The organism is Kosakonia oryzendophytica (assembly GCF_027886705.1).
Lineage (GTDB): Bacteria > Pseudomonadota > Gammaproteobacteria > Enterobacterales > Enterobacteriaceae > Kosakonia > Kosakonia oryzendophytica.
Genome location: NZ_CP115659.1, coordinates 1,423,166 through 1,447,381, shown reverse-complemented (window position 1 = coordinate 1,447,381; position 24,216 = coordinate 1,423,166). Strand labels below are relative to the sequence as shown.

The window sequence follows — 24,216 nt, the reverse complement described above, 5'->3', positions numbered from 1 at the left end:
ATGATAAAAAACCCCCGACTGGCGGGGGTTCTGGAAGGAAAGTATCTGAGTGGACCCGTTACGCGTTGGCGTCTTTGACCTCGCGAATACGGTCCTGATATTCACGCAGTTTTTGCGGCGTCATCATCCGGCGCTGATCGTCCAGTACCACACCGCCGACTTCATCGGCGATATGCTGTGCAGATTGCAGCATCAGTTTAAAGTTTTGCAGTTCGTCGCCGTAAGAAGGCACCTGCATAAAGATAGTGACACCCGGCGTGGTCATTTCACCCATCATTTCGACGTCAAACGTCCCCGGATTGACCATGTTCGCCAGGCTGAAAAGCGCCGGGCCGCTGCCGTCCGGGCTAAGATGACGATGGAAAATGCTCATATCGCCAAATTTAAAGCCTGCCTGCAGGATGCTGTTTAACAGCACATCACCGTTCAGAGTGCTGCCGTGATGTGCGGCAACGTTCATAATGATGACCGTTTCTTTACGCTGCGGTTTTTCCACCGGCGCTTCCACAACCGGCTCGGGCTCAGGCTGCGGCGCAGGGGTGTGAACCTGCTGCTGCGGCTGATGTTGAGGCTGATGTTGCGGTGCAGCAGGTTGTTGATATTGCGCAGCGGCAGGCTGCGGAGCGTGCTGATGCTGAACCGGTTGGGGTTCAAACACAGGAGCCTGAACAGGACGGCGTTCCGGTTGCGGCGGCTGAACAGAGGGCTGCGGTGCGTGATGTGCGGGTTCTTCCGGCGGTTGCTGCACAGGCGCAGACGGGCGCGGTTGGGCCGACGCGTAAGGCGGCTGATATTGATGCTGCGGATGCTGACGCGGTGCATCCTGCTCGCTTGCAGCTTTTGGCGCTGTGTTCACTTTATGAACCCGAACTTCACCCACGCCTTCGTCGTCGTCTTCGACATCCTCGTCATACAACTCGTCGTCGTCACGTCGCGACTTCATGCGTTTTATTGGGCGATCGCGGAACATTGATGAACGTTCTTTGCGGCTGGTCCAGAACCCGTGAACCAGTAAAGCAATTATGGCGATCGCGCCAACAATGATTAATATCAGACGCAAATCCTGCATCATTATATTCTCTGTTGTTCTAACACCTTGCCACCACGGCAAACCTTTACTCACTAAGAGTATTTGCCCCGTAACTCAAGTGCAAGTGTGTGGGGGGCTTTCGCCGCAGAAAGATACGCTAAATTGTGCTTTTTGCTGTTTTTTCGAACATTTCTGAACGGGTTTCCCCCGTCAGGTGAATATTATAAGCTTCAATTTTTCCTGCTGTCATAAAAGGAGTACAGACAGATTATGATTTCCTCGTCCCCAGGTGCGGTACGCAGTGGTGTCTTTTACTTTTCCCAGGGCTGGAAACTGGTCACGCTGCCGGGCATTCGTCGTTTCGTGATTTTGCCTTTGCTGGTGAACATTATCTTGCTGGGCGGCGCATTCTGGTGGCTGTTTACCCGCCTTGATAGCTGGATCCCGTCGTTGATGAGCCATGTGCCGGACTGGTTACAGTGGCTGAGCTATCTGTTATGGCCAATTGTGGTGATCTCGGTTCTGCTGGTGTTTGGGTATTTCTTTTCGACTATCGCCAACTGGATTGCGGCGCCATTTAATGGCCTGCTGGCTGAGCAACTGGAAGCGCGACTGACCGGCGCCACACCACCCGATGCCGGTATCATGGGCGTGATGAAAGATATCCCGCGTATTATGAAGCGTGAATGGCAGAAACTGGCCTGGTACCTCCCTCGCGCCGCGCTTTTGCTGATCCTCTATTTTATTCCTGGAATTGGGCAAACCGTCGCACCCGTACTGTGGTTTCTGTTCAGCGCGTGGATGCTGGCGATTCAGTATTGTGATTACCCCTTCGACAACCATAAAGTCCCGTTCAAAGAGATGCGTCTCGCGCTGCGTTCGCGTAAGTCCATGAATATGCAGTTCGGCGCGCTGACGAGCTTGTTTACGCTGATTCCGGTGCTGAATCTGGTGGTAATGCCGGTGGCAGTGTGCGGCGCTACGGCGATGTGGGTCGATTGTTACCGCGACAAACATGCAGCCTGGCGTTAAGGAAGGAATTATTCCGTTTCTTATTCCATACTGCTTAGCATTATTTCGGTGCAGCATATAGATATGCGAATTCCTTACTTCCGCATCAACAGTAAGTGCGTATGCTGATGTGGTTCCCAAATTTCATACAGTTAAGGACGGGCTATGAGTAAGATTTTTGAAGACAACTCGTTGACTATTGGTCATACGCCGCTGGTTCGACTGAACCGCATCGGTAACGGACGTATCCTGGCGAAGGTCGAGTCCCGCAACCCAAGCTTCAGCGTGAAATGCCGTATCGGTGCCAATATGATTTGGGATGCCGAAAAACGCGGTGTACTGAAGCCGGGTGTCGAGTTGGTCGAACCAACCAGCGGTAACACCGGTATTGCTCTGGCTTATGTGGCGGCAGCGCGTGGTTACAAACTGACGCTGACAATGCCGGAAACCATGAGCATTGAACGCCGTAAGTTACTGAAAGCCCTGGGTGCCAACCTGGTGTTGACCGAAGGTGCGAAAGGCATGAAAGGCGCGATTCAGAAAGCAGAAGAGATTGTCGCCAGCGATCCGGCTAAATATCTGCTGCTACAGCAATTCAGCAACCCGGCGAACCCGGAAATCCACGAAAAAACCACCGGCCCGGAGATCTGGGAAGATACCGATGGCCAGGTGGATGTGTTTATCTCAGGCGTGGGTACCGGCGGTACGCTGACCGGCGTGACGCGCTATATCAAAAACACCAAAGGCAAAACCGATCTGATCACTGTGGCAGTAGAGCCGACCGATTCGCCGGTCATTTCCCAGGCGCTGGCGGGCGAAGAACTGAAACCAGGTCCGCATAAAATACAGGGCATTGGCGCAGGGTTTATTCCGGGTAACCTGGATTTGAAACTGATCGACAAAGTTGTCAAAATCACGAATGAAGAAGCCATCAGTACCGCACGCCGCCTGATGGAAGAAGAAGGTATCCTGGCGGGTATTTCTTCCGGTGCGGCAGTGGCTGCCGCACTGAAGTTGCAGGAAGATGAAACCTTTACCAACAAGAATATTGTGGTTATCCTTCCCTCTTCCGGCGAGCGTTATTTGAGCACCGCTTTGTTTGCGGATCTGTTCACTGAGAAAGAGCTGCAACAGTGATGCCAGATTGTTAAATTAGCGCAAAAAAGCACCCATCGAGGTGCTTTTTTGTGGCGTACGTCAAATTTTTACCCCTCCTGGCATTGCCTGGATCCTCCGGGTCTGGTATTTAACCATCACATTTATTTTGAAGCGCGAAATTAATCGAAGTCAGATTTCATCTTGCTGAATCGATTTTATGATTTGGTTCAATTCTGGCTTTCGCGGCATAATGTTTAATGACGGACGAAACGTCAGCGATCGGATGCGTCTGTAGCGGATTTTCTCGGCACGACCTCTGTCTCTTGTTCCGTTACGCCGGCGCTAACTATACAGGCTAAAGTCAAACCGCCAGGCTAGACTTTAGTTCCACAACACTAAACCTATAAGTTGGGGAAATACAATGTTCCAGCAAGAAGTTACCATTACCGCTCCGAACGGTCTGCACACCCGCCCTGCTGCTCAGTTTGTTAAAGAAGCGAAAGGCTTCTCTTCTGAGATCACTGTGACTTCCAACGGCAAAAGCGCCAGCGCGAAAAGCCTGTTCAAACTGCAAACTCTGGGCCTGACTCAGGGTACTGTTGTGACTCTGACCGCGGAAGGCGAAGACGAGCAAAAAGCAGTTGAACATCTGGTTAAACTGATGGCTGAACTCGAGTAAGTTTTTCGGGTTCTTTTCAAGATCAGTCACAAGTAAAGGTAGGGTTATGATTTCAGGCATTTTAGCATCCCCGGGTATCGCTTTCGGCAAAGCACTGCTGCTGAAAGAAGACGAGATCGTCATCGACCGGAAGAAAATTTCTGCCGACAAGGTTGACCAGGAAGTTGAGCGTTTCCTGAGCGGTCGTGCCAAAGCATCGGCACAGCTGGAAGCGATCAAAACGAAAGCGGGTGAAACTTTCGGTGAAGAAAAAGAAGCCATCTTCGAAGGGCACATTATGCTGCTGGAAGATGAGGAGCTGGAGCAGGAAATCATAGCCCTGATTAAAGATAAGAGCATGACTGCCGATGCTGCGGCACATGAAGTTATCGAAGGCCAGGCTACGGCCCTGGAAGAGCTGGACGACGAATACCTGAAAGAGCGTGCGGCTGACGTGCGTGACATCGGTAAACGCCTGCTGCGCAACATTCTGGGTATGCCGATTATCGACCTGAGCGCAATCCAGGAAGAAGTTATCCTGGTTGCGGCAGATCTGACCCCGTCAGAAACCGCACAGTTGAACCTGAAAAAAGTGCTCGGTTTTATCACTGATATCGGTGGCCGCACATCTCACACGTCCATCATGGCCCGTTCTCTGGAACTGCCAGCGATTGTGGGTACCGGCAGCGTCACGACGCAAGTGAAAAACGGCGACTACCTGATCCTCGACGCGGTGAACAACAAAGTTTACGTTAACCCAAGCGACGACGAGATCGAAACCCTGCGTGCTGCGCAGGCTCAGGTTGCGGAAGAGAAAGCAGAACTGGCGAAACTGAAAGACCTGCCGGCGATCACCCTTGATGGTCACCAAGTAGAAGTCTGCGCTAACATCGGCACCGTTCGCGACATCGCAGGTGCAGAGCGCAATGGCGCTGAAGGTGTGGGCCTGTACCGTACCGAATTCCTGTTTATGGATCGCGACGCGCTGCCGACCGAAGAAGAGCAGTTCGAGGCGTACAAAGCGGTTGCTGAAGCCTGTGGCTCTCAGGCTGTTATCGTTCGCACCATGGACATTGGCGGTGACAAAGAACTGCCGTACATGAATTTCCCGAAAGAAGAGAACCCGTTCCTTGGCTGGCGCGCTGTGCGTATTGCTATGGATCGCAAAGAGATCCTTCGCGATCAGGTTCGCGCTATCCTGCGCGCCTCTGCTTTCGGCAAACTGCGCATTATGTTCCCGATGATCATCTCTGTTGAAGAAGTGCGTGCGCTGAAAAAAGAGATTGAAATCTACAAACAGGAACTGCGTAGTGAAGGTAAAGCCTTCGACGAGAGCATTGAAATCGGCGTTATGGTGGAAACCCCTGCCGCAGCGACTATCGCTCGTCACCTGGCCAAAGAAGTTGATTTCTTTAGTATCGGTACCAATGATTTAACGCAGTACACCCTGGCAGTTGACCGTGGTAATGATATGATTTCACATCTTTACCAGCCGATGTCACCGTCCGTACTCACTTTGATCAAGCAAGTTATTGATGCTTCTCATGCTGAAGGCAAATGGACTGGCATGTGTGGTGAGCTTGCTGGCGACGAACGTGCTACACTTCTGTTGCTGGGGATGGGTCTGGATGAATTCAGTATGAGTGCCATTTCTATCCCGCGCATTAAGAAGATTATTCGTAACACGAACTTCGAAGATGCGAAGGTGTTAGCAGAGCAGGCTCTTGCTCAACCGACAACGGACGAGTTAATGACGCTGGTTAACAAGTTCATTGAAGAAAAAACAATCTGCTAATCCACGAGATGCGGCCCAAATTACTGCTTAGGAGAAGATCATGGGTTTGTTCGATAAACTGAAATCTCTGGTTTCTGATGATAAAAAAGACACCGGAACCATTGAGATTGTTGCCCCGCTTTCTGGCGAAATCGTCAACATTGAAGATGTACCTGATGTCGTTTTCGCTGAGAAAATCGTTGGTGATGGCATTGCTATTAAACCGACCGGCAACAAAATGGTAGCTCCGGTTGACGGTACTATCGGCAAAATCTTTGAAACCAACCATGCCTTCTCTATCGAATCCGATAGCGGCATTGAGCTGTTCGTTCACTTCGGTATCGACACCGTTGAACTGAAAGGCGAAGGTTTCAAACGCATCGCGGAAGAAGGCCAGCGCGTGAAAGTTGGCGACCCGGTAATCGAATTTGATCTGCCGCTGCTGGAAGAGAAAGCCAAGTCAACCCTGACGCCGGTGGTTATCTCCAACATGGACGAAATCAAAGAGCTGATCAAACTGTCTGGTAGCGTGACCGTGGGTGAAACCCCGGTTATCCGTATCAAAAAGTAAGCTCATCGCATGTAAAAATGGCGCCGTAAGGCGCCATTTTTGTTTTAACACGGCGGTAAAATCAGCTCGTCATACCCTTTGTCCAGCGTATACCCCATTACGTCCACCACCCTGTCACCTGCGGCGCGTACCGCCATATCCAGTGTTTTCCCCTGAATAATGCCGCTCACCAGTTCTGAACAGAACAGATCGCCGGTCCCTTTCAAATCCGTTGCTACACGTGGATAGCCACTCACTGTAACCCCATCGGGCGTGACCAGCACCACGTGGATTTGCCCGTCATCCACCTCCACAGGTGCACTGGTGATGGCAACCCAGTGTAACGAATCAGAGAGCAGCTCCTGCGCCGCGCCAATGACACTTTGCAGATCCCGGCACGGTTTACCACTTAATACTTCCAGCTCAAATACATTCGGCGTGATCCCCTGCGCCAGCGGTAACAGATGCTCACAATACGCCTGGGGTATTTCTGGTTTTACATAGATACCGCTGTCTGTATCACCTATTACCGGATCAACGAGAATCAGCAGTTGCGGATGTTTTTTCCGTAGCGCCTTCAGCCACTGTGCCAACAGCGTTATCTGGCTGGCACTGCCCATATACCCGGTGGTCACCGCTTTCACTTCACGCAGGACATCACGCTCTTCCAGCGCCTGCAAGTAGCCGTTAAACCACTCATCAGGGATTACTCCACCGTAAAAAGTGTCATAGTGCGGCGTATTACTGAACAGCACCGTTGGCACCGCCAGCACATTCAACTGGTGCTGGCGAATATTGGGTACGGCAATACTGTTGCCCACGCTGCCATACACCACCTGTGACTGAACTGCGACAATATCAGCCTGCTGCGCCCGGGTTTTATCCCTGAACAGGATCATCTCCATTATGTCTCCTTAAGGGGTTAAATCCCCGCACCCTGCGAATAACTCTCTTCACCAAACACCCCGGTGGACAGGTAGCGATCGCCGCGATCGCAAATAATGGCCACCACGATCGCGCCAGGGTTTGCTTTTGCTACGCGTAATGCCCCGGCTACCGCGCCGCCGGAACTGACACCGCAGAAGATCCCCTCCTGCACGGCCAGCGCCCGCATGGTATTTTCCGCCTCACGCTGGTGGATATCCAGCACCTCATCAACCAGATCGGCGTTAAAAATGCCCGGCATATACTCAGCAGGCCAGCGGCGGATACCGGGAATACTGCTGCCCTCTTCCGGTTGCAGACCAACAATGGTGACTTTTTTCGGTTGTTCACGTAAAAAGCGCGAGACACCGGTGATGGTGCCAGTAGTGCCCATACTGGAGACAAAATGGGTAAGATGCCCGGCCGTTTGCTGCCAGATTTCCGGGCCTGTAGTGGTGTAATGCGCGTACGGATTATCAGGATTATTGAACTGATCGAGCAACGTGCCCTCACCGCGTGCCGCCATTTCAAGGGCCAGATCGCGTGCACCTTCCATCCCCTGTTCTTTACTGACCAGAATAAGTTCAGCACCGTAAGCGCGCATCGCGGCGCGGCGTTCCTGGCTCATGTTGTCCGGCATCAGCAATTTCATGCGGTACCCCTTTAACGCCGCAATCATCGCCAACGCAATTCCGGTATTTCCGCTGGTCGCTTCAATCAGCACATCACCGGGTTGGATTTCACCGCGTTTTTCCGCCTGCACAATCATTGACAGCGCCGCGCGATCTTTGACTGAGCCTGCCGGGTTGTTACCTTCAAGTTTGACCCAGATTTCACTGCCGTTGTCCGGCGTCAGACGTTGCAATTTGACCAGCGGCGTATTGCCGATGGTGTGTTCTAATGTGTTCACGATTTTCGCTCAATAAAAAAGCCGGGTGGCGCTACGCTGACCCGGCCTACAAAGCTGTGCAGAGATTGTAGGCCCGGTAAGCAAAGCGCCACCGGGCGATAGACATGCTCACTAACCTATCAGGCGGACTCCGCCAGAGCAAGCGCCTGCGGGGCTTCAATCCGTTCATTACCGTTATACAGGCGGGCGTTTTGTAACCCCACGAACAGGCGTTCACCGCGGTGCGGCGCTGGCTCATCACGCATCACAACCGTTAGCGGTTCCGGGCTCCAGCCTAATGGCTGCACAACCAATTGCGTATAGTGCCCTTTCGGGCTGGCTTCCAGCACCTGTACCGGCAACGGAGAATCAAGGCTGGTGCGACGGCTGACGTCCACTTCCCACGGGCGCAGGAACAGATCGACCTCCCCCTGATACGCAGGCGTATAACCCAACGGCCAGCGATGCGCACCCACATGGAACTGCCCACCGCGGACCATTCCTCGCAGGCGGTTCACTTCCCCCATAAACTCCAGCACAAAGCGGGTCGCCGGTTCGCGCCACACCTGATCCGGTGCATCCGCCTGCTCAATATTTCCCTGGCTCATCACCACCACACGATCGGCCACTTCCGTTGCCTCTTCCTGATCATGGGTAACAAACACGCTGGTGAATTTCAGCTCTTCATGTAACTGACGCAGCCAGCGGCGCAACTCTTTACGCACCTGGGCGTCGAGCGCGCCGAAAGGTTCATCCAGCAGCAGGATTTGCGGCTCTACCGCCAGTGCGCGGGCCAGCGCGACGCGCTGTTTCTGACCGCCGGAGAGTTGCGCCGGGTAACGATCCGCCAGATGTGCCAGTTGCACCATTTCCAGCAATTGCGTCACTTTGACTTTGATCGCCGCTGCATTTGGACGCTCGCGCTTAGGCAACACCGTCAGGCCAAACGCGATATTGTCGAAGACCGTCATATGGCGGAACAGCGCATAGTGTTGAAACACAAACCCCACGCGACGCTCGCGGGCGTGCAGACGGCTGACGTCTGTCCCGTGGAAGCGAATGCGGCCGCTGGTCTGGTGCTCCAGCCCGGCGATAATGCGCAGCAAGGTGGTTTTACCGGAACCGGATGGCCCCAACAGTGCAACCATTTGCCCGGAAGGGATATCCAGAGAGATATCATTCAGCACCTGGGTGCGACCAAAAGATTTCTTAATATTGGCAATCTCAATGCTCATGATTTCCCTCCTGTTGCTGGCGTTTTTCCTGGTTGTTCAAACGCCACTGCAACGCACTCTTCAAAAACAACGTCAAAATAGCCATCAGTGTCAGCAGGGCAGCAGCGGTAAAAGACCCCACTGTGTTGTAATCCTGCTCCAGTAATTCAATTTGCAGCGGCAGTGACAGCGTTTCCCCACGAATGGAGCCGGACACCACCGACACCGCGCCAAACTCGCCAATCGCACGAGCATTGGTCAGCACGACACCGTACAGCAGCGCCCAGCGAATATTCGGCAACGTCACGCGCTTAAACATCTGCCAGCCGGAGGCGCCAAGCAGAATGGCCGCCTCATCTTCCTGGCTGCCCTGACTGAGCATCACCGGCACCAGTTCACGCACCACAAACGGACAGGTGACAAACACGCTGACCAGCACCATGCCCGGCCAGGCAAACATAATTTGCAGATTATGCGCATCCAGCCAGCCACCAAGCGGGCCGTTGGAGCCATAAAACAGCAGATACATCAGCCCCGCTACCACCGGCGAAACCGCAAAGGGAATATCCAGCAACGTCAGTAACAACTGACGGCCAGGGAAGTTAAAACGGGTGACCAGCCAGGCCAGCAGTGTACCGAACACCAGATTCACCGGCACGGTGATTAAGGCAATCAGCACTGTCAGCCAGATCGCGTGCAGCATGTCAGCGTTTGCCAGGTTTTCGAGCACCGGAACCAGACCCTGGCTGAACGCCTTCACAAAGATGTAGAGCATCGGCACGACGAGAATGAACGCCGAGAGCAGAACGCCCGCGCCAATCAACAACCATTTCCCCCAGTTCACCTGAGGTTTGTCATAGCGTTTCAATTCGGTTATTTCCGCCATTAGTGACCTACCACACGCTGGCCAAAGCGACTTTGCAGGGTATTGATGGAAAACAGCAACAGCAGTGAAGCCGCGAGGATCACGGAAGCAATCGCGCTGGCAGCGGGGTAATCAAACTCCTGCAAACGGACAAAAATCATCAGCGAGGTCACTTCCGTCTTCCAGGCGATATTCCCGGCGATAAAAATCACCGCACCGAACTCGCCCAGACTGCGGGTAAAAGAGAGAGCCACACCCGCCATCAGCGCCGGAGACAGCTCCGGCAGCACCACTTTGCGGAAGCTCTGCCAGGGCGTTGCGCCGAGGGTTTCCGCCGCTTCTTCATACTCCGGACCAAGCTCTTCCAGTACCGGCTGGATGGTACGCACCACAAACGGAATGCTGGTAAACGCCATTGCCACCGCGATACCCAGCCAGGTATAGGTCACTTTGATATCGAACGTCGCCAGCCATTCACCGTAAAAACCGTTTACCGAAAACAGCGACGCCAGCGTCAGGCCGGCAACCGCCGTCGGCAATGCAAAGGGCAGGTCGATGAGCGCATCCAGCAGCGTGCGCCCGGGGAAACGGTAACGGGTAAGGATCCATGCCATCAGCAGCCCAAACACGCCGTTAAACGCCGAGGCGACAAACGCTGCAAGCAACGTCACTTTGTACGCGGCCACGACTTGCGGGTTGGTGACCACTTCCCAATATTGTGACCAGCTCATTTGCGCCAGTTGCATAACCAGTGCGCTCAACGGCAGCAGTAATACCAGACAAACAAAAAACAGGCTGCTGCCAAGGCTCAAACCAAAGCCCGGCAACACACGCTTAGCCGATCCTGCAAACATCACTTACGCCCCGCCGCCAATAACGTATCCAGCTCGCCACCGCTGGCAAAATGGGTTTTCATGACTTCCGGCCAGCTACCGAACTTGTCTTCGACGCGGAACAACGTAGTCTGCGGGAATTTGTCACTCAGTTTTGCCATCACTTCCGGGTTGTTCACGCGGTAGTAGTAATCGGTGATGATAGTTTGTGCCTGCGGGCTATAGAGCCAGTTCAGATAGGCTTTCGCCGCTTTTTCAGTGCCATTGGCTTGTACGTTTTTATCTACCCAGGCCACCGGAAATTCGGCGAGGATATTCACTTTCGGCACCACCACTTCAAAACCTTGCGCCGCGTACTGCTTGCTGATGTTATTGACTTCCGACTCAAACGAGATCAGTACATCGCCAAGACCGCGTTCAACAAAAGTGGTTGTCGCGCCGCGACCGCCCGTATCAAACACTTCGACGTTTTTCAAAAAACGGGTCATAAACTGCTGCGTTTTGGCTTTATCGCCGCCGTCAGCCTGATCCGCTGCACCCCAGGCCGCCAGATAGGTATAACGCGCATTACCGGAAGTTTTCGGATTCGGGAAAATCAGTTTCACATCATCACGCACCAGATCGTTCCAGTCGTGAATATTCTTCGGGTTGCCTTTACGCACCAGGAAGGCCATGGTGGAGTAGAACGGTGAGCTATTATTCGGCAAACGGCTCTGCCAGTTCGCGGGGATCAGATTGCCTTTGTCATGGAGGATTTGCACATCGGTGACCTGGTTGTAGGTCACAACATCGGCTTTCAGGCCTTGCAGAATAGCCAGCGCCTGCTTGGACGACCCCGCATGCGACTGCTTGATCGTCAGCTTGTCGCCGGCATTATCTTTCGCCCACTGTTGTTCAAATGGCGTATTAAGGGCCGCAAAAAGCTCACGCGATACGTCGTATGAGCTGTTAAGCAATTCCGTCGCCTGCGCCTGCGCAGCAAACAGCGTCAACGCTGTCAGCGTCAGATATCCTTTTTTGAGTAAGTTAACGACCATTGCGCACCCTTATAAGCTGATGACTCTCTGACCTTCAGTTTATTTATAACGAGTGTGAAAACAGTAACGGTTTTATATACCAATTGGTGATTTGGAATCAGAAAAGAATATAAGCAGAAGGGAGTACGCCGGGCGAAATGTCCCCGCCCGGCCTTGCGCTTACAGCGCCAGTAATCTATCCAGAGACGGCGCGAAGTAATACCCCCCGGTTACCGGGCGGGTAAAGCGCAGCATCGCGTCGCGCTTGCCATCAGCATCGCCGAACATGCTCAGCAGTTGCTGTTCGATGTTATAAAGACGGGCGCAGTAGCTGCAGAAATAAAGACCGTGCGTGCCGCTGGCCGTACCGTACGGCAGGCTCTGGCGAACAATTTTCAACCCCTTGCCATTTTCTTTCAGATCGACACGGGTCAAATGAGACGTCACCGGACGCGCATCGCCGTCGATCTCCTCATTGGCCTCTTTGGTACGGCCGATCATCATTTCCTGATCGCCCACGCTCATGCGGTTGAGCTGCTTGAGGTTATGCTCCCAGCGCTGCACCATCACATAGCTGCCACCAGCGTCTACGCCATCCTGAATAATCGCCACTTCACGGCGTTTCTCAACCCCTGACGGGTTTTCCGTACCGTCGACAAAACCGCTCAAGTCGCGATCTTCCACCCAGCGGAAACCGTGCGTCTCTTCTTTCACTTCCAGCGCATCGCCAAACGCGTCCAGCGCAGCCTGTGCCACCGAGAAGTTCACGTCATGACGCAGGGAAAGAATATGAATCAGCACATCGTGCTGCGTTGCTGGCGCCAGACCTTTACCATATGAGGGGTAGTCTTTCAGCTCTGCCGCCCCTTCCCCACCACTCAGTGCACGCCACACCGTGTTGCCGAAGGCAACTACCGCACCAAGGTTAGCGTCCGGGAATGTCATCTGAAATGTCGCCAGCTTATCGGCGAACGCTTTACTGCCCGCGCGCAGGGCATCTGTGTCCCCTTTCACGCTGGCTTCAATCCATATTGCCGCACGGCAATGCTCTGGCAAAATGCCACTCTGAACCTGAGACATCACTCCTCCTGAAAAAATAATGCCACGCATCCGTGGCATTGATAGCGGCATTGTACCTGTTTTTTAGCGCTGACCGACGCGATTCGATCAAATTAACGACGCCAGATAAGCTTACTGACTTTCCAGTTTTTCAGGACATCATCCGCGGGCATCAACCCTTCCGGGCCGCTCCACTCACCGGTGAACACATAGCTAATATGCTGGCTACCCGGTGCCTTGCACTCCACACCAGCACTGTCGTCGCCTGTTGCTTTCACGCAGTTGCCGAAAGCTTTGTCATAGAGATCAGTGAAAGGCGTACCGACTTTCACGCCTTTGTCGCTGGCAATATCGTGGTCCAGCACGTCAATGCGGCTGACTGCGCCATTTTCACCGTTGACCACCAGCGCCAGTTGGTTATCTCTCAGCGCTTCGAAATAACGCACGACCACCCCATTCTCCGTTTTCATGCCGCTGCGCAGACGGTAATCACCCTTTAATGCGTCGCTGATAGCCTGTTCAGTCAGCGGTGTAGCCGCCGTGATGTTACCCACGCCGTTATCGCTCACCTCAACGGAAGAACCAAACCAGTTCCATGGATACGCTGCTGACCAGTTTACGGAGGAGAGGGTCGAACAGCCCGCCAACGCCAGCGGCAGGACGCAAACAACCATACGCAGGGATTTCATACACATTCCTTTCTTGTTCATTTAACGCCTGTTGGAGTCCGGGAACGGCAAAAAGTGCCATTCAATGTGGATCGGCATAAAAACAGGCACGCAGGCGACGGTTTGTCACCAACCATAACAGGGAGACAGCGTCGGCAATCATCAGCGCTATTGCCGGGCCGGATAATGCCTCGCCGGTTAACCAACGCCAGGGTTGCCATAACAACAACGCCAGTTGCGCCAGCAATAATAAGGGATAGATTGTGCGCCAGAGATGGGGAACCTGTTCGCGGCGACCGCTCAGTACAAACGCCAACGCCGCAGGCACGCCGGGGATCAATCCCAGCCAGAAATCATCGTGATCGGGGTAGAAGAGTGTTAACAGCGCATCTCCCTGACCGCGTGACGCGCCAGCCATGACAAACAGCACCCAGGTGCGGGCCTGTAAAAACAGCACGCACCAGAACAGGAAAGGCAGCTTAAGACGACCATGACTGTCGTAATCGGCGGGATGGATTTCAGTACTCTTCATCTTCAATCAAACGCTTACCCAGGCTCACAGAGTCCATGTGTTCATAGCCCAACCGCTCATACATGCCGATCACCATCTCGTTCTCTTCACGCACCATCAGGTTAATTTTCGGGCAACCACGGGCAATCAATTTTTTCTCCAGCCGGTTGAGCAGCGCGTTCGCAATCCCACGCCCGCGAAACTCAGGATGCACGCCCAGGTAATACGCAGAACCGCGATGACCGTCATAGCCGCCCATTACCGTCCCGACGACTTCGCCGCCCACTTCTGCTACCAGAAACAGACTGACGTCGTGATTCACTTTGCGCTCAATATCCATTTCCGGATCGTTCCAGGGCCGCAGCAGACCACAGCGCTCCCACAAGGTGATCACTTCTTCGAAATCTTCCTGGCGAAAAACGCGTATCTCCATGGTATGCCCCATCTTTTCAACTGTGAAAATAGCGATTATGGCCCTAAGCGCCGCCGTAGCCAATATCCAGCGAGATCGCTATTGAAAAATGGCATAATGTCACTCTGTCACGTATTGAAATGAAAAGTAAAACAATAGTTCTTACGGACTGTCGTAACGGCAAACACGATACGATATAACACCAGGGACCACGGATAATACAACTCAGGCTGTATGAGCACTTTTAAACCTTTAAAAACACTCACCTCGCGCCGCCAGCTGCTGAAAGCAGGTCTGGCAGCTCTGACATTGTCGGGTATGTCCCGCGCCATCGCAAAGGATGAGACGCCGCTAAAAACCACCACCGGCCACAGCAAGCCAAAAGCAAAGAAAGCGGGAGCCAGGCGCATCGTTATGCTCGACCCGGGTCACGGTGGGATTGATACCGGTGCCATTGGTCATAATGGCTCCAAAGAGAAACATGTCGTGCTGGCGATCGCCAAAAATGTCCGTGCCCAGCTTCGCGCCCAGGGCATTGACGCAAGGCTGACGCGCACCGGCGATACGTTTATCCCGTTATACGACCGCGTTGAGATCGCCCATCAGCATGGCGCAGACCTGTTTATGTCAATCCACGCCGACGGCTTTACCAACCCCAGCGCAGCGGGCGCATCCGTTTTTGCCCTCTCTAATCGCGGTGCCAGTAGCGCGATGGCGAAATACCTGTCGGACAAAGAGAACGCCGCCGATGAAGTCGCCGGGAAAAAAGCGACGGATAAAGATCATCTGCTGCAACAGGTGCTGTTCGATTTGGTGCAGACCGACACCATTAAAAACAGCCTGACGCTGGGTTCGCATATCCTTAAACAGATTAAACCCGTGCACCGCTTGCACAGCCGCAATACAGAGCAGGCGGCATTTGTGGTGCTAAAATCACCGTCGATCCCTTCCGTACTGGTGGAAACGTCGTTTATCACCAACCCGGCGGAAGAGAAACTGCTGGGTACTGCCGCGTTTCGTCAGAAGATCGCCAACGCGATTGCCGACGGCGTACTCAGTTACTTTAACTGGTTTGATAATCATAAAACTCATACGAAGAAACGCTGATGACCACACCCGACGTACATCCGGTAAAAACCGCCCTGCTGAACTTGCAGGATGAGATCTGCCGCCAGCTCTCGGCGATTGATGGCGCAGCGTTTGTCGAAGACGTCTGGCAGCGCGCGGAAGGCGGCGGTGGGCGCAGCCGCGTATTGCGCGACGGCGGCGTATTTGAACAAGCCGGGGTTAACTTCTCTCATGTGCACGGCGATGCCATGCCCGCTTCTGCCACCGCACACCGCCCTGAACTGGCCGGGCGCAGTTTTGAAGCGATGGGCGTCTCACTGGTGGTGCACCCGCGTAACCCGTACGTTCCCACCAGCCATGCCAATGTGCGCTTTTTTATTGCCGAGAAACCCGGCGCGGAGCCAGTATGGTGGTTTGGTGGCGGTTTCGATCTCACCCCTTATTACGGTTTTGAGGAAGATGCGCAGCACTGGCATCGCACCGCGCGCGACCTCTGCCTGCCGTTTGGTGAAGAAGTCTACCCGCGTTACAAAAAATGGTGTGATGACTATTTCCACCTCAAACATCGCAATGAGCAGCGCGGTATTGGCGGGCTGTTTTTTGACGATCTGAACACGCCGGATTTTGATCGCTGCTTCGCCTTTATGCAGGCCGTGGGCAAAGGCTACACCGACGCCTATTTGCCGATTGTTGAACGCCGCCAGGCCATCCCTTATGGCGAGCGCGAGCGGGATTTCCAGCTCTACCGACGCGGGCGGTATGTGGAGTTTAATCTGGTGTGGGATCGCGGAACGTTGTTCGGTTTGCAAACCGGCGGGCGTACCGAGTCGATCCTGATGTCAATGCCGCCGCTGGTGCGCTGGGAATACAACTATCACCCCGCAGAAGGCAGCCCGGAGGCCGCCCTCAGTGAGTTTATTAAAGTCAGAGAGTGGGTTTAATTTTACCGCCCGGATAAGACGGAATCGCCATCAGGCACGGATTACCTGATGGCGTAACGCATCACAGCGGCTGCGTTTGTGCTTCAACGACCGCCAGCGCGACCATATTGACGATACGGCGAACGGAAGCAATGGGCGTCAGCACATGCACCGGTTTCGCCACCCCCATCAGCACCGGCCCGACGGTGACCCCTTCCGAACTGGAGACGCGCAACAGGTTATAGCTGATACGCGCCGCCTCAACGTTCGGCATAATCAGGATATTCGCCGCCCCTTTCAACGGGCTATCCGGCATACGTTCATGGCGGATAGCCTCATCCAGCGCGGCATCACCGTGCATTTCTCCGTCAATCATCAGCTCCGGCGCACGTTTACGCACCAGCGCAAGCGTATCGCGCATTTTCACCGCCGCCGGGGCATTGGAGGAACCAAACTGTGAGTGAGAGAGCAGCGCCACACGCGGTTCAATCCCGAATCGACGTACCGTTTCCGCCGCCAACAAGGTGATCTCTGCCAGCTGTTCCGCGCTCGGATCTTCGTTGACGTAGGTATCCGTAATAAAGGTGTTGCCACTCGGCAGCAGCAACGCATTCATCGCACCGGCGGTGTGCACGTTATCGCGATAACCGAAGATCTCCTGCACCACGCTAAAGTGCTCGTGGTAATCACCAATGGTGCCGCAAATCAGCGCATCCGCCTCTCCGCGATGAACCATGATGGCGCCAATCACAGTGGTATTGCTGATCACCGCACGTTGCGCCTGCTCCTGGGTGATCCCCCGTCGTTTCATGATCGTGAAGTACTCCATCCAGTACTCTTTAAAACGCGGGTCGGATTCGTTGTTCACAATTTCAAAATCAACACCCGGGCGGATTTGCAAACCCAGCTTCTGGATACGCATCTCGATCACGCCCGGTCGCCCGACAAGGATCGGTTTTGCCAGCCCCAGCGTCACCAGTTCCTGAGTGGCATGCAGTACGCGCGGCTCTTCCCCTTCCGCCAGTACCACACGTTTAGGCGCGTTGCGGGCCTGGGCGAAGATCGGTTTCATAAACAGATTGGTTTTGTAGACAAACTCGGTGAGTTTATCGACATAGGCATCGAAATCAGCAATCGGTCTTGTCGCCACGCCGGACACCATCGCAGCTTTCGCCACTGCCGGTGCGATTTTCACAATCAGGCGCGGATCGAACGGTTTCGGGATCAGGTAATCCGGGCCAAAGCTCAGATCCTGATCGCCATAGGCAGACGCCACCACTTCGCTTTGCTCGGCATGGGCCAGCTCCGCAATCGCGTTGACTGCCGCCAGTTTCATCTCCTCGTTAATCGCCGTAGCGCCCACATCCAGCGCACCGCGGAAGATAAACGGGAAGCACAGCACGTTGTTCACCTGGTTGGGATAGTCAGAACGCCCGGTACAGATAATGGCGTCCGGGCGTACCGCTTTCGCCAGGTCCGGCAAAATTTCCGGTTCCGGATTAGCCAGCGCGAGGATCAACGGCTGGCGCGCCATCTCTTTCACCATTTCCGGTGTCAGCACTTTCGGCCCGGAACAGCCAAGGAAGATGTCCGCACCGGCCACCACATCCGCCAGCGTGCGTTTGCCGTCATCCTCCACCGCGTAGGCGGCTTTGGTTTCCGCCATATTCGGCTCACGCCCTTTGTAAATCACCCCTTTCGAGTCGCAGACCACAATGTTGTGTTTCTGCATGCCAAGCGCCACCAGCAGGTTCATGCAAGCAATAGCGGCTGCGCCTGCGCCGGAAACGACCATGCGGACATCAGAGAGGTTTTTCTCTACCACGCGCAGGCCATTCAGAATAGCGGCGGTGCTGATAATCGCTGTGCCGTGCTGATCGTCATGAAACACGGGGATATTCATGCGTTCGCGTAATTTGGCTTCAATATAGAAGCACTCCGGCGCTTTAATGTCTTCCAGGTTGATGCCGCCGAACGTCGGTTCCAGCGCGGCAACCACATCGATAAGTTTGTCCGGATCCTGCTCGTCGACTTCGATATCAAACACGTCAATACCGGCGAATTTCTTGAACAGCACCCCTTTTCCTTCCATTACCGGTTTACCGGCCAGCGCGCCAATGTTGCCAAGCCCCAGCACGGCGGTACCGTTGGACACGACCGCCACCAGATTACCGCGCGCGGTGTATTTGTAGGCTGCCAGCGGATCTTTTTCGATCTCAAGGCACGGCGCCGCAACACCCGGCGAATACGCCAGCGCCAGGTCGCGCTGGGTGGCCAGAGGCTTGGTCGGGGACACCTGAATTTTCCCCGGACGAGGAAATTCGTGGAAATCGAGGGCACTTTGTTTTAACTGGTCATCCATTTGAGGTTCCTTTCACGTTGCTTTCAGTGTGATAAAGCGTGATTACGATCCCGATGCGCCGCCTAGTATGGCCCCTGAAGCAGCGGCAAACTTTGAACATAGCCAAAATCTCGTCATTCCATAAACAAAGTTGCTATCAATTCATCACATTTTTGTTACCGGTCACTAACGGCAGGTCAGGTGCCCGTCTGCTATGCTTTTTTGTTATGCACCTCTCATCCTCACAAAAGTGCGAACGAAAGCACTCCAGTAACACTTTGCTTTTAAAGGAGTTATTTTCATGAATCATTTAGACGGCCTGAAACAATTCACCACCGTGGTGGCAGACAGTGGCGACATCGAATCTATTCGCCACTATCAGCCGGAAGACGCCACCACCAATCCCTCCCTGCTTTTGAAAGCAGCCGGGCTGGCACACTTCTCCCACCTGATTGACGACGCCATTGCCTACGGTAAAGCGCGCGGTAAAACCCAGGAGCAGCAAGTGGCAGAAGCCAGCGACAAACTGGCGGTTAACTTTGGTGCGGAAATTCTGAAAAGCATACCGGGACGCGTATCGACTGAAGTCGATGCCCGTCTCTCCTACGATAAAGAAAAAAGCATCGCCAAAGCGCGCCGCCTGGTGGAGCTCTATCACGATCAGGGGATCGATAAGTCACGCATCCTGATCAAACTGGCATCCACATGGGAAGGGATCCGCGCAGCAGAAGCGCTGGAAAAAGAGGGTATCAACTGCAACCTGACGCTGCTGTTTTCGTTTGCGCAGGCGCGCGCCTGCGCCGAGGCGGGCGTGTTTCTTATCTCGCCTTTCGTGGGGCGTATTTATGACTGGTATAACGACCGCAAACCGCTTGACCCGTATGTGGTGGACGAAGACCCCGGCGTGAAGTCGGTGCGCAACATCTACGACTACTTCAAACAACATCGCTATACCACCATCGTGATGGGCGCCAGTTTCCGCCGCACCGAGCAGATCCTTGCGCTGGCAGGCTGCGACCGCCTGACCATCTCCCCGGCGCTGCTGAAAGAGTTGCAGGCGCAGGAAGGCACGGTTGAACGCAAGCTGGTGCCGTCGCGGCAAACCTTCCATCGCCCGGAACCGCTTACGGAAGCGGAGTTCCGCTGGGAGCACAACCAGGATCCGATGGCGGTGGAAAAACTGGCGGATGGCATCCGCCAGTTCGCCGTAGACCAACGCAAACTGGAAGATCTGATCGCCGCAAAACTTTAACCCTTTGCCACGGAGTGAACTATGTCCCGTAGAGAGCTAGCTAACGCCATTCGCGCCCTGAGTATGGACGCAGTGCAAAAAGCCAATTCCGGCCACCCTGGTGCGCCAATGGGGATGGCGGATATCGCTGAAGTGCTGTGGAACGACTTTCTGCACCATAACCCGGCGGACCCGACTTGGTACGATCGCGACCGTTTTATTCTCTCCAACGGCCACGCCTCGATGCTGTTGTATAGCCTGCTGCATCTGAGTGGTTACGATTTATCGCTTGATGAGCTGAAAAACTTCCGCCAGTTGCACTCTAAGACGCCGGGACACCCGGAAATTGGTTATACACCGGGCGTAGAAACCACCACCGGCCCACTGGGTCAGGGGCTGGCAAATGCGGTCGGGCTGGCGATTGCCGAACGTACGCTGGCGGCGCAGTTTAACCGTCCCGGCTACGACATTGTCGACCACTACACCTATGTGTTTATGGGGGATGGTTGCCTGATGGAAGGGATCTCTCATGAAGTCAGCTCGCTGGCGGGCACCCTGGGCCTCGGAAAACTGATTGGTTTTTACGATCACAATGGCATCTCTATTGATGGCGAAACCGAAGGCTGGTTTACCGATGACACCGCCAAACGCTTTGAAGCCTATAACTGGCATGTGATTGGCGATATCGACGGCCATTCGCCGGAAGCAGTGAAAAAAGCCATTCTGGAAGCGCAAAGCGTGAAAGATAAACCGTCGCTGATTATCTGCCGTACGGTTATCGGCTTTGGTTCGCCGAATAAAGCAGGGAAAGAGGAGTCGCACGGTGCGGCGCTTGGAGAAGAAGAAGTCGCGTTGACCCGGCAGAAACTGGGCTGGCACTACCCGCCGTTTGAGATCCCGAAAGAGATTTATCAGGCATGGGATGCCCGTGAGCGTGGTGCGAAAACCCAGCAGGTCTGGAATGAAAAACGCGAGGCCTGGGCGAAAGCATACCCGGAGCTGGCCGCTGAGTTTACGCGTCGGATGCGCGGCGAATTGCCGGAAGCCTGGGAAAAAACCACCCAGCAGTGGATTCACGAATTGCAGGCCAATCCGGCAAAAATCGCCACCCGTAAAGCCTCGCAAAATGCCCTCAACACGTATGGCCCATTGTTGCCGGAGCTGCTCGGCGGTTCGGCGGATCTCGCGCCCAGTAATCTTACCATCTGGTCGGGTTCCACCTCCTTGAAAGAGGATCCCGCCGGTAACTATATCCATTACGGCGTACGTGAGTTTGGTATGACGGCGATTGCTAACGGCATTGCCCATCACGGTGGTTTTGTGCCTTACACCGCCACATTCCTGATGTTTGTGGAATATGCCCGTAACGCAGCGCGTATGGCAGCACTGATGAAAGCGCGGCAAATCATGGTCTATACCCATGACTCCATTGGGCTCGGGGAAGATGGTCCGACTCACCAGGCGGTGGAGCAACTGGCCAGCCTGCGCCTGACGCCAAACTTCAGCACCTGGCGTCCCTGCGACCAGGTCGAAGCCGCCGTCGGCTGGAAACTGGCGATCGAGCGGCATACCGGCCCGACCGCGTTGATCCTGTCTCGCCAGAACCTGGCGCAAATGGAGAGAACGCCGGAGCAAGTGGAGGCAATCAGCCGTGGCGGTTATATCCTGAAAGCGTGCCAGGGCACACCGGATCTTATCCTGATCGCCACCGGGTCCGAGGTGGAGATCACCATGAAAGCGGCCGAACAGCTCAGTGCGGAAGGCCATCAGGTGCAGGTGGTGTCCCTGCCTTCAACCGATATTTTCGATGCGCAGGATGACGCCTGGCGCGAATCGGTATTGCCATCAAACGTCAGTGCACGTGTGGCAGTGGAAGCGGGGATAGCCGATTACTGGTACAAATATGTCGGCCTGAAAGGTGCCATCGTCGGCATGACCGGTTACGGTGAATCCGCCCCGGCGGATAAGCTGTTCCCGTACTTCGGCTTTACCGTGGAAAACGTGGTGGCGAAAGCCAAATCGGTTCTGAAAAAATAAGCACAAAGGCGCGCCAGCGTTTACTGTTCGCTGGCGCGTGATCTTATTTCAGCACCTGCAATGCCTCGCTGTTTTGCGGGGTGATGATATCTTCCTGCTTCTCATCCCAGAGCGCTTTTTTCACCAGCACATTGCCGCTGTGCTGCGGGTCGCGCTTCACCAGCGTGGCGGCATCATCCTCTTCCTGCATATTGGTGTTCATCGGAAACGACGGAATGGCTTTAATCCACTGCCCTTGCTGAATGTCGTAGACATACACCACCCGCCAGGCGCTGGTCCACCACTCCGGGAAGATGACCACCCTGTCGCGCCCGCTGTCATCCAGTTGCGAAAGCACCTGCACCCCGCCGCCAATACACTGCGGCAGAATAGCCGGTTGAATAGCGGGGTTGCTGCTCCAGACAGAACACTGGCAGTCGCCATCCATATCGCAACTGCCGCCGTTTTGCGGATCGCGGGCGCTAAGCCAGACGATATCTTTATTGACGCCGTCAAACTTGCCCTTGGCAACACGGCCTTCCACGGCGGTGTCTTTTTGATTCAGCCGGGTGAGTAAATCCGTTTCCCCACTGACGCGCCAGCCACCGGCCTCTTTTTTGAACATTAACTGCGCGGGATAGTTTTTGACCTGTTTGCCATCAACGCCTGCCTGTTTGACAAACTCCACCAGCACCTGTCCTGCCTCATTGTCGACGATATCGAGGGTGCTGATAATGCGCTGGGAAAATTGCGGCGTACGGGTTTGAAAATCGTGCTGTTTGTTCAGTACCGCGTCACTGGCAAGCGGCTGGCCAAACCACTGCACCTGCGCGGCGTAGAGATCGCTACCGGTGGCATTCTGTTCGCCATTAAGATAGTGATTCCACCGTTCAACCTGCCGGGTGATCTCCTGCCGGTCGGCAGCACTGAGCTCCGCCTGCGCAGGCAGGGCAGCGATGAATAGCAGACAGGCGGCAATCCAGTGGGCGTATATGTGCTTCATTCTCTCTTTCCCGGATAAAATATTCGGGAGGATTATAAATAACTTACGCTTATCGCGTCACCCACAGCGTCGGCCAGGCATCGGGGCCGTGCCAGTTATCGCAGGTGGGCTCCTGGGCGTAACGTACCAGGCGAAAACGCTGCCCATCAAAACGCCAGCGGCTCGCTACGCCGCAGTCCGCCAGACCACGCCCTTTTGACAAGGTGGTCAGTTCCCGGGTTTTCTCATCAAACATGGCGTTCATCAGCTCCATTTCGTCATTACCGTTATCCGGTGTGAATGGCAGATGCAAACGTACGGGGCGTGAGGCGAAGGGTTTTTCCCGCGAAACCAGCCATGCCAGCTCGACGGTGTTATACGCACCCGCTTCGCAATCAATCATCAGCAAAGCTTTATCGTCCGTCAGCGCGGTGACACGCACCTCGCGGCGCATAGGATCCAGCGAACACTGGGTGTTATTCATACGCCAGTTGGCATAATCCAGCAGATCATTCAGCTCCTGGTGGGTGAGCGGTACGGGCGTCGTCGTCACCAGCGCCACCTCTTTTAACGCAGGCGCGGGCGGTACACTCAACGGTGGCTCATCGCCTTTCTTGATCCATGCGGTTTCGCTCCCCACACGCTTTTGCTGTGTGTCGATAAACAGCAGTGCGGCTTTAAGACCCAACAACGAAATCTTGCCTTTACTGCCCGCAAGCGTGATGGTCTGCCCTTCCTGAATCGTTTTCAGGAAGTCAGTAATGCCAATGGCGTTATCGGTCATCAAATGCCAGGGGGAGATTTGCCAGTGTGTCGCCGTCAGTTTCAGGGGCTGCTCATCCAGCAATAAGCGATCGGCAATCGGCGGCTCTTTTACCGGCGGCGCTTCTTTACCGCCAAGATCGATACGCAGTGCGGCATCGGTGCGCGCCCCGGCACTGCGGTCAAGCGTCATCACCAGACCGCCATGCATTCCGGTGTTACGGGCAACGCAAAAGTTTTGGTTATTGCAGGTGACCTGCCAGTCGGAGAATGTCTGCTGTGCGGGCGCAGCCTGGAGTAAAGGCGCGGTAAACAGACCGCAGAGCAAGGTGAATAAGCTGCGATAACGCATGAATGGTACAACCCCGGAAGAAGAGAAGCGCG

At 54.6% G+C, this 24,216-nt stretch carries 23 protein-coding genes; 9 read left to right on the top strand and 14 right to left on the bottom strand.

Annotated elements, in window-relative coordinates; translation table 11 throughout:
• Nucleotides 1–58: 58 nt before the first annotated feature.
• Nucleotides 59–1,072: a cell division protein ZipA gene (gene zipA / locus O9K67_RS07065; RefSeq protein WP_061493796.1), complete on the bottom strand. Its 1,014-nt coding sequence runs from the start codon at nucleotides 1,070–1,072 to the stop codon at nucleotides 59–61.
• 228 nt (nucleotides 1,073–1,300) lie between these two features.
• On the opposite strand from zipA, the gene cysZ reads away from it, so the two are divergent.
• From cysZ to crr, 5 genes are all read left to right on the top strand, one after another.
• On the top strand, nucleotides 1,301–2,062 hold the full coding sequence (gene cysZ / locus O9K67_RS07060) for a sulfate transporter CysZ (RefSeq protein ID WP_061493795.1): 762 nt from the start codon (nucleotides 1,301–1,303) through the stop codon (nucleotides 2,060–2,062).
• A 144-nt stretch (nucleotides 2,063–2,206) separates the two neighbouring features.
• On the top strand, nucleotides 2,207–3,178 hold the full coding sequence (gene cysK, locus O9K67_RS07055; protein WP_061493794.1) for a cysteine synthase A: 972 nt from the start codon (nucleotides 2,207–2,209) through the stop codon (nucleotides 3,176–3,178).
• A 382-nt stretch (nucleotides 3,179–3,560) separates the two neighbouring features.
• Nucleotides 3,561–3,818 carry a phosphocarrier protein Hpr gene (gene ptsH / locus O9K67_RS07050; protein ID WP_007370907.1) on the top strand — a complete coding sequence of 86 codons (258 nt, stop codon included), beginning with the start codon at nucleotides 3,561–3,563 and terminating at the stop codon, nucleotides 3,816–3,818.
• Between the two features lie 46 nt (nucleotides 3,819–3,864).
• Nucleotides 3,865–5,592, top strand: coding sequence for a phosphoenolpyruvate-protein phosphotransferase PtsI (gene ptsI / locus O9K67_RS07045; protein ID WP_061493793.1), 1,728 nt, complete (start codon nucleotides 3,865–3,867; stop codon nucleotides 5,590–5,592).
• A 40-nt stretch (nucleotides 5,593–5,632) separates the two neighbouring features.
• Entirely contained in the window at nucleotides 5,633–6,142 is a 510-nt protein-coding gene (gene crr / locus O9K67_RS07040) for a PTS glucose transporter subunit IIA (RefSeq protein ID WP_000522253.1), read from the top strand.
• Between the two features lie 44 nt (nucleotides 6,143–6,186).
• Here crr and pdxK read toward each other — a convergent pair whose 3' ends face one another.
• The 10 genes from pdxK to O9K67_RS06990 form a co-directional block, all read right to left on the bottom strand.
• The gene (gene pdxK, locus O9K67_RS07035; protein WP_061493792.1) at nucleotides 6,187–7,026 is read right to left on the bottom strand and encodes a pyridoxine/pyridoxal/pyridoxamine kinase; all 840 of its coding nucleotides are present in this window, start codon (nucleotides 7,024–7,026) and stop codon (nucleotides 6,187–6,189) included.
• Nucleotides 7,027–7,043: 17 nt separating this feature from the next.
• Complete coding sequence (cysM, locus tag O9K67_RS07030) at nucleotides 7,044–7,955, bottom strand: cysteine synthase CysM (protein WP_061493791.1); 912 nt, start codon at nucleotides 7,953–7,955, stop codon at nucleotides 7,044–7,046.
• Between the two features lie 119 nt (nucleotides 7,956–8,074).
• Entirely contained in the window at nucleotides 8,075–9,169 is a 1,095-nt protein-coding gene (cysA, locus tag O9K67_RS07025) for a sulfate/thiosulfate ABC transporter ATP-binding protein CysA (RefSeq protein ID WP_061493790.1), read from the bottom strand.
• A complete protein-coding gene (cysW, locus tag O9K67_RS07020) occupies nucleotides 9,159–10,034 on the bottom strand; it encodes a sulfate/thiosulfate ABC transporter permease CysW (RefSeq protein WP_061493789.1) in 876 nt (291 codons plus the stop codon). Before cysW ends, cysA begins: the two co-directional genes overlap by 11 nt.
• Entirely contained in the window at nucleotides 10,034–10,867 is an 834-nt protein-coding gene (cysT, locus tag O9K67_RS07015) for a sulfate/thiosulfate ABC transporter permease CysT (protein ID WP_061493788.1), read from the bottom strand. Before cysT ends, cysW begins: the two co-directional genes overlap by 1 nt.
• Nucleotides 10,867–11,883: a sulfate ABC transporter substrate-binding protein gene (locus O9K67_RS07010; protein ID WP_061493787.1), complete on the bottom strand. Its 1,017-nt coding sequence runs from the start codon at nucleotides 11,881–11,883 to the stop codon at nucleotides 10,867–10,869. Before O9K67_RS07010 ends, cysT begins: the two co-directional genes overlap by 1 nt.
• A 159-nt stretch (nucleotides 11,884–12,042) precedes the next feature.
• Entirely contained in the window at nucleotides 12,043–12,942 is a 900-nt protein-coding gene (locus O9K67_RS07005) for a Dyp-type peroxidase (RefSeq protein ID WP_061493786.1), read from the bottom strand.
• A gap of 92 nt (nucleotides 12,943–13,034) precedes the next feature.
• Nucleotides 13,035–13,610 carry an RpoE-regulated lipoprotein gene (locus tag O9K67_RS07000; RefSeq protein ID WP_061493785.1) on the bottom strand — a complete coding sequence of 192 codons (576 nt, stop codon included), beginning with the start codon at nucleotides 13,608–13,610 and terminating at the stop codon, nucleotides 13,035–13,037.
• Nucleotides 13,611–13,671: 61 nt separating this feature from the next.
• Nucleotides 13,672–14,121, bottom strand: a complete 450-nt coding sequence (locus O9K67_RS06995; RefSeq protein WP_061493784.1) for a DUF2919 domain-containing protein — start codon at nucleotides 14,119–14,121, stop codon at nucleotides 13,672–13,674.
• Complete coding sequence (locus tag O9K67_RS06990; protein WP_061493783.1) at nucleotides 14,108–14,533, bottom strand: GNAT family acetyltransferase; 426 nt, start codon at nucleotides 14,531–14,533, stop codon at nucleotides 14,108–14,110. Before O9K67_RS06990 ends, O9K67_RS06995 begins: the two co-directional genes overlap by 14 nt.
• Nucleotides 14,534–14,746: 213 nt before the next feature.
• Between O9K67_RS06990 and amiA the strand changes: the two genes are divergently transcribed.
• Together amiA and hemF are read left to right on the top strand one after the other, a co-directional pair.
• Nucleotides 14,747–15,619 (top strand): N-acetylmuramoyl-L-alanine amidase AmiA, encoded by an 873-nt coding sequence (gene amiA, locus O9K67_RS06985; protein WP_061493782.1) that lies wholly within the window; start codon nucleotides 14,747–14,749, stop codon nucleotides 15,617–15,619.
• On the top strand, nucleotides 15,619–16,521 hold the full coding sequence (gene hemF, locus O9K67_RS06980) for an oxygen-dependent coproporphyrinogen oxidase (RefSeq protein ID WP_061493781.1): 903 nt from the start codon (nucleotides 15,619–15,621) through the stop codon (nucleotides 16,519–16,521). The genes amiA and hemF overlap by 1 nt, the downstream gene beginning before the upstream one ends.
• Before the next feature lie 61 nt (nucleotides 16,522–16,582).
• On the opposite strand, the gene maeB is transcribed toward hemF, so the two are convergent.
• Complete coding sequence (maeB, locus tag O9K67_RS06975) at nucleotides 16,583–18,862, bottom strand: NADP-dependent oxaloacetate-decarboxylating malate dehydrogenase (protein WP_061493780.1); 2,280 nt, start codon at nucleotides 18,860–18,862, stop codon at nucleotides 16,583–16,585.
• Nucleotides 18,863–19,142: 280 nt separating this feature from the next.
• On the opposite strand from maeB, the gene tal reads away from it, so the two are divergent.
• Both tal and tkt read left to right on the top strand, forming a co-directional pair.
• A complete protein-coding gene (gene tal, locus O9K67_RS06970; protein ID WP_061493779.1) occupies nucleotides 19,143–20,093 on the top strand; it encodes a transaldolase in 951 nt (316 codons plus the stop codon).
• 21 nt (nucleotides 20,094–20,114) lie between these two features.
• Nucleotides 20,115–22,109 (top strand): transketolase, encoded by a 1,995-nt coding sequence (tkt, locus tag O9K67_RS06965; protein WP_061493778.1) that lies wholly within the window; start codon nucleotides 20,115–20,117, stop codon nucleotides 22,107–22,109.
• Between the two features lie 43 nt (nucleotides 22,110–22,152).
• Here the strand turns inward: tkt and O9K67_RS06960 are convergent, their stop codons facing one another.
• Nucleotides 22,153–23,091, bottom strand: a complete 939-nt coding sequence (locus tag O9K67_RS06960; RefSeq protein ID WP_061493777.1) for a hypothetical protein — start codon at nucleotides 23,089–23,091, stop codon at nucleotides 22,153–22,155.
• Nucleotides 23,092–23,140: 49 nt separating this feature from the next.
• Nucleotides 23,141–24,184, bottom strand: a complete 1,044-nt coding sequence (locus O9K67_RS06955) for a DUF1176 domain-containing protein (RefSeq protein WP_061493776.1) — start codon at nucleotides 24,182–24,184, stop codon at nucleotides 23,141–23,143.
• Nucleotides 24,185–24,216 lie beyond the last annotated feature (32 nt).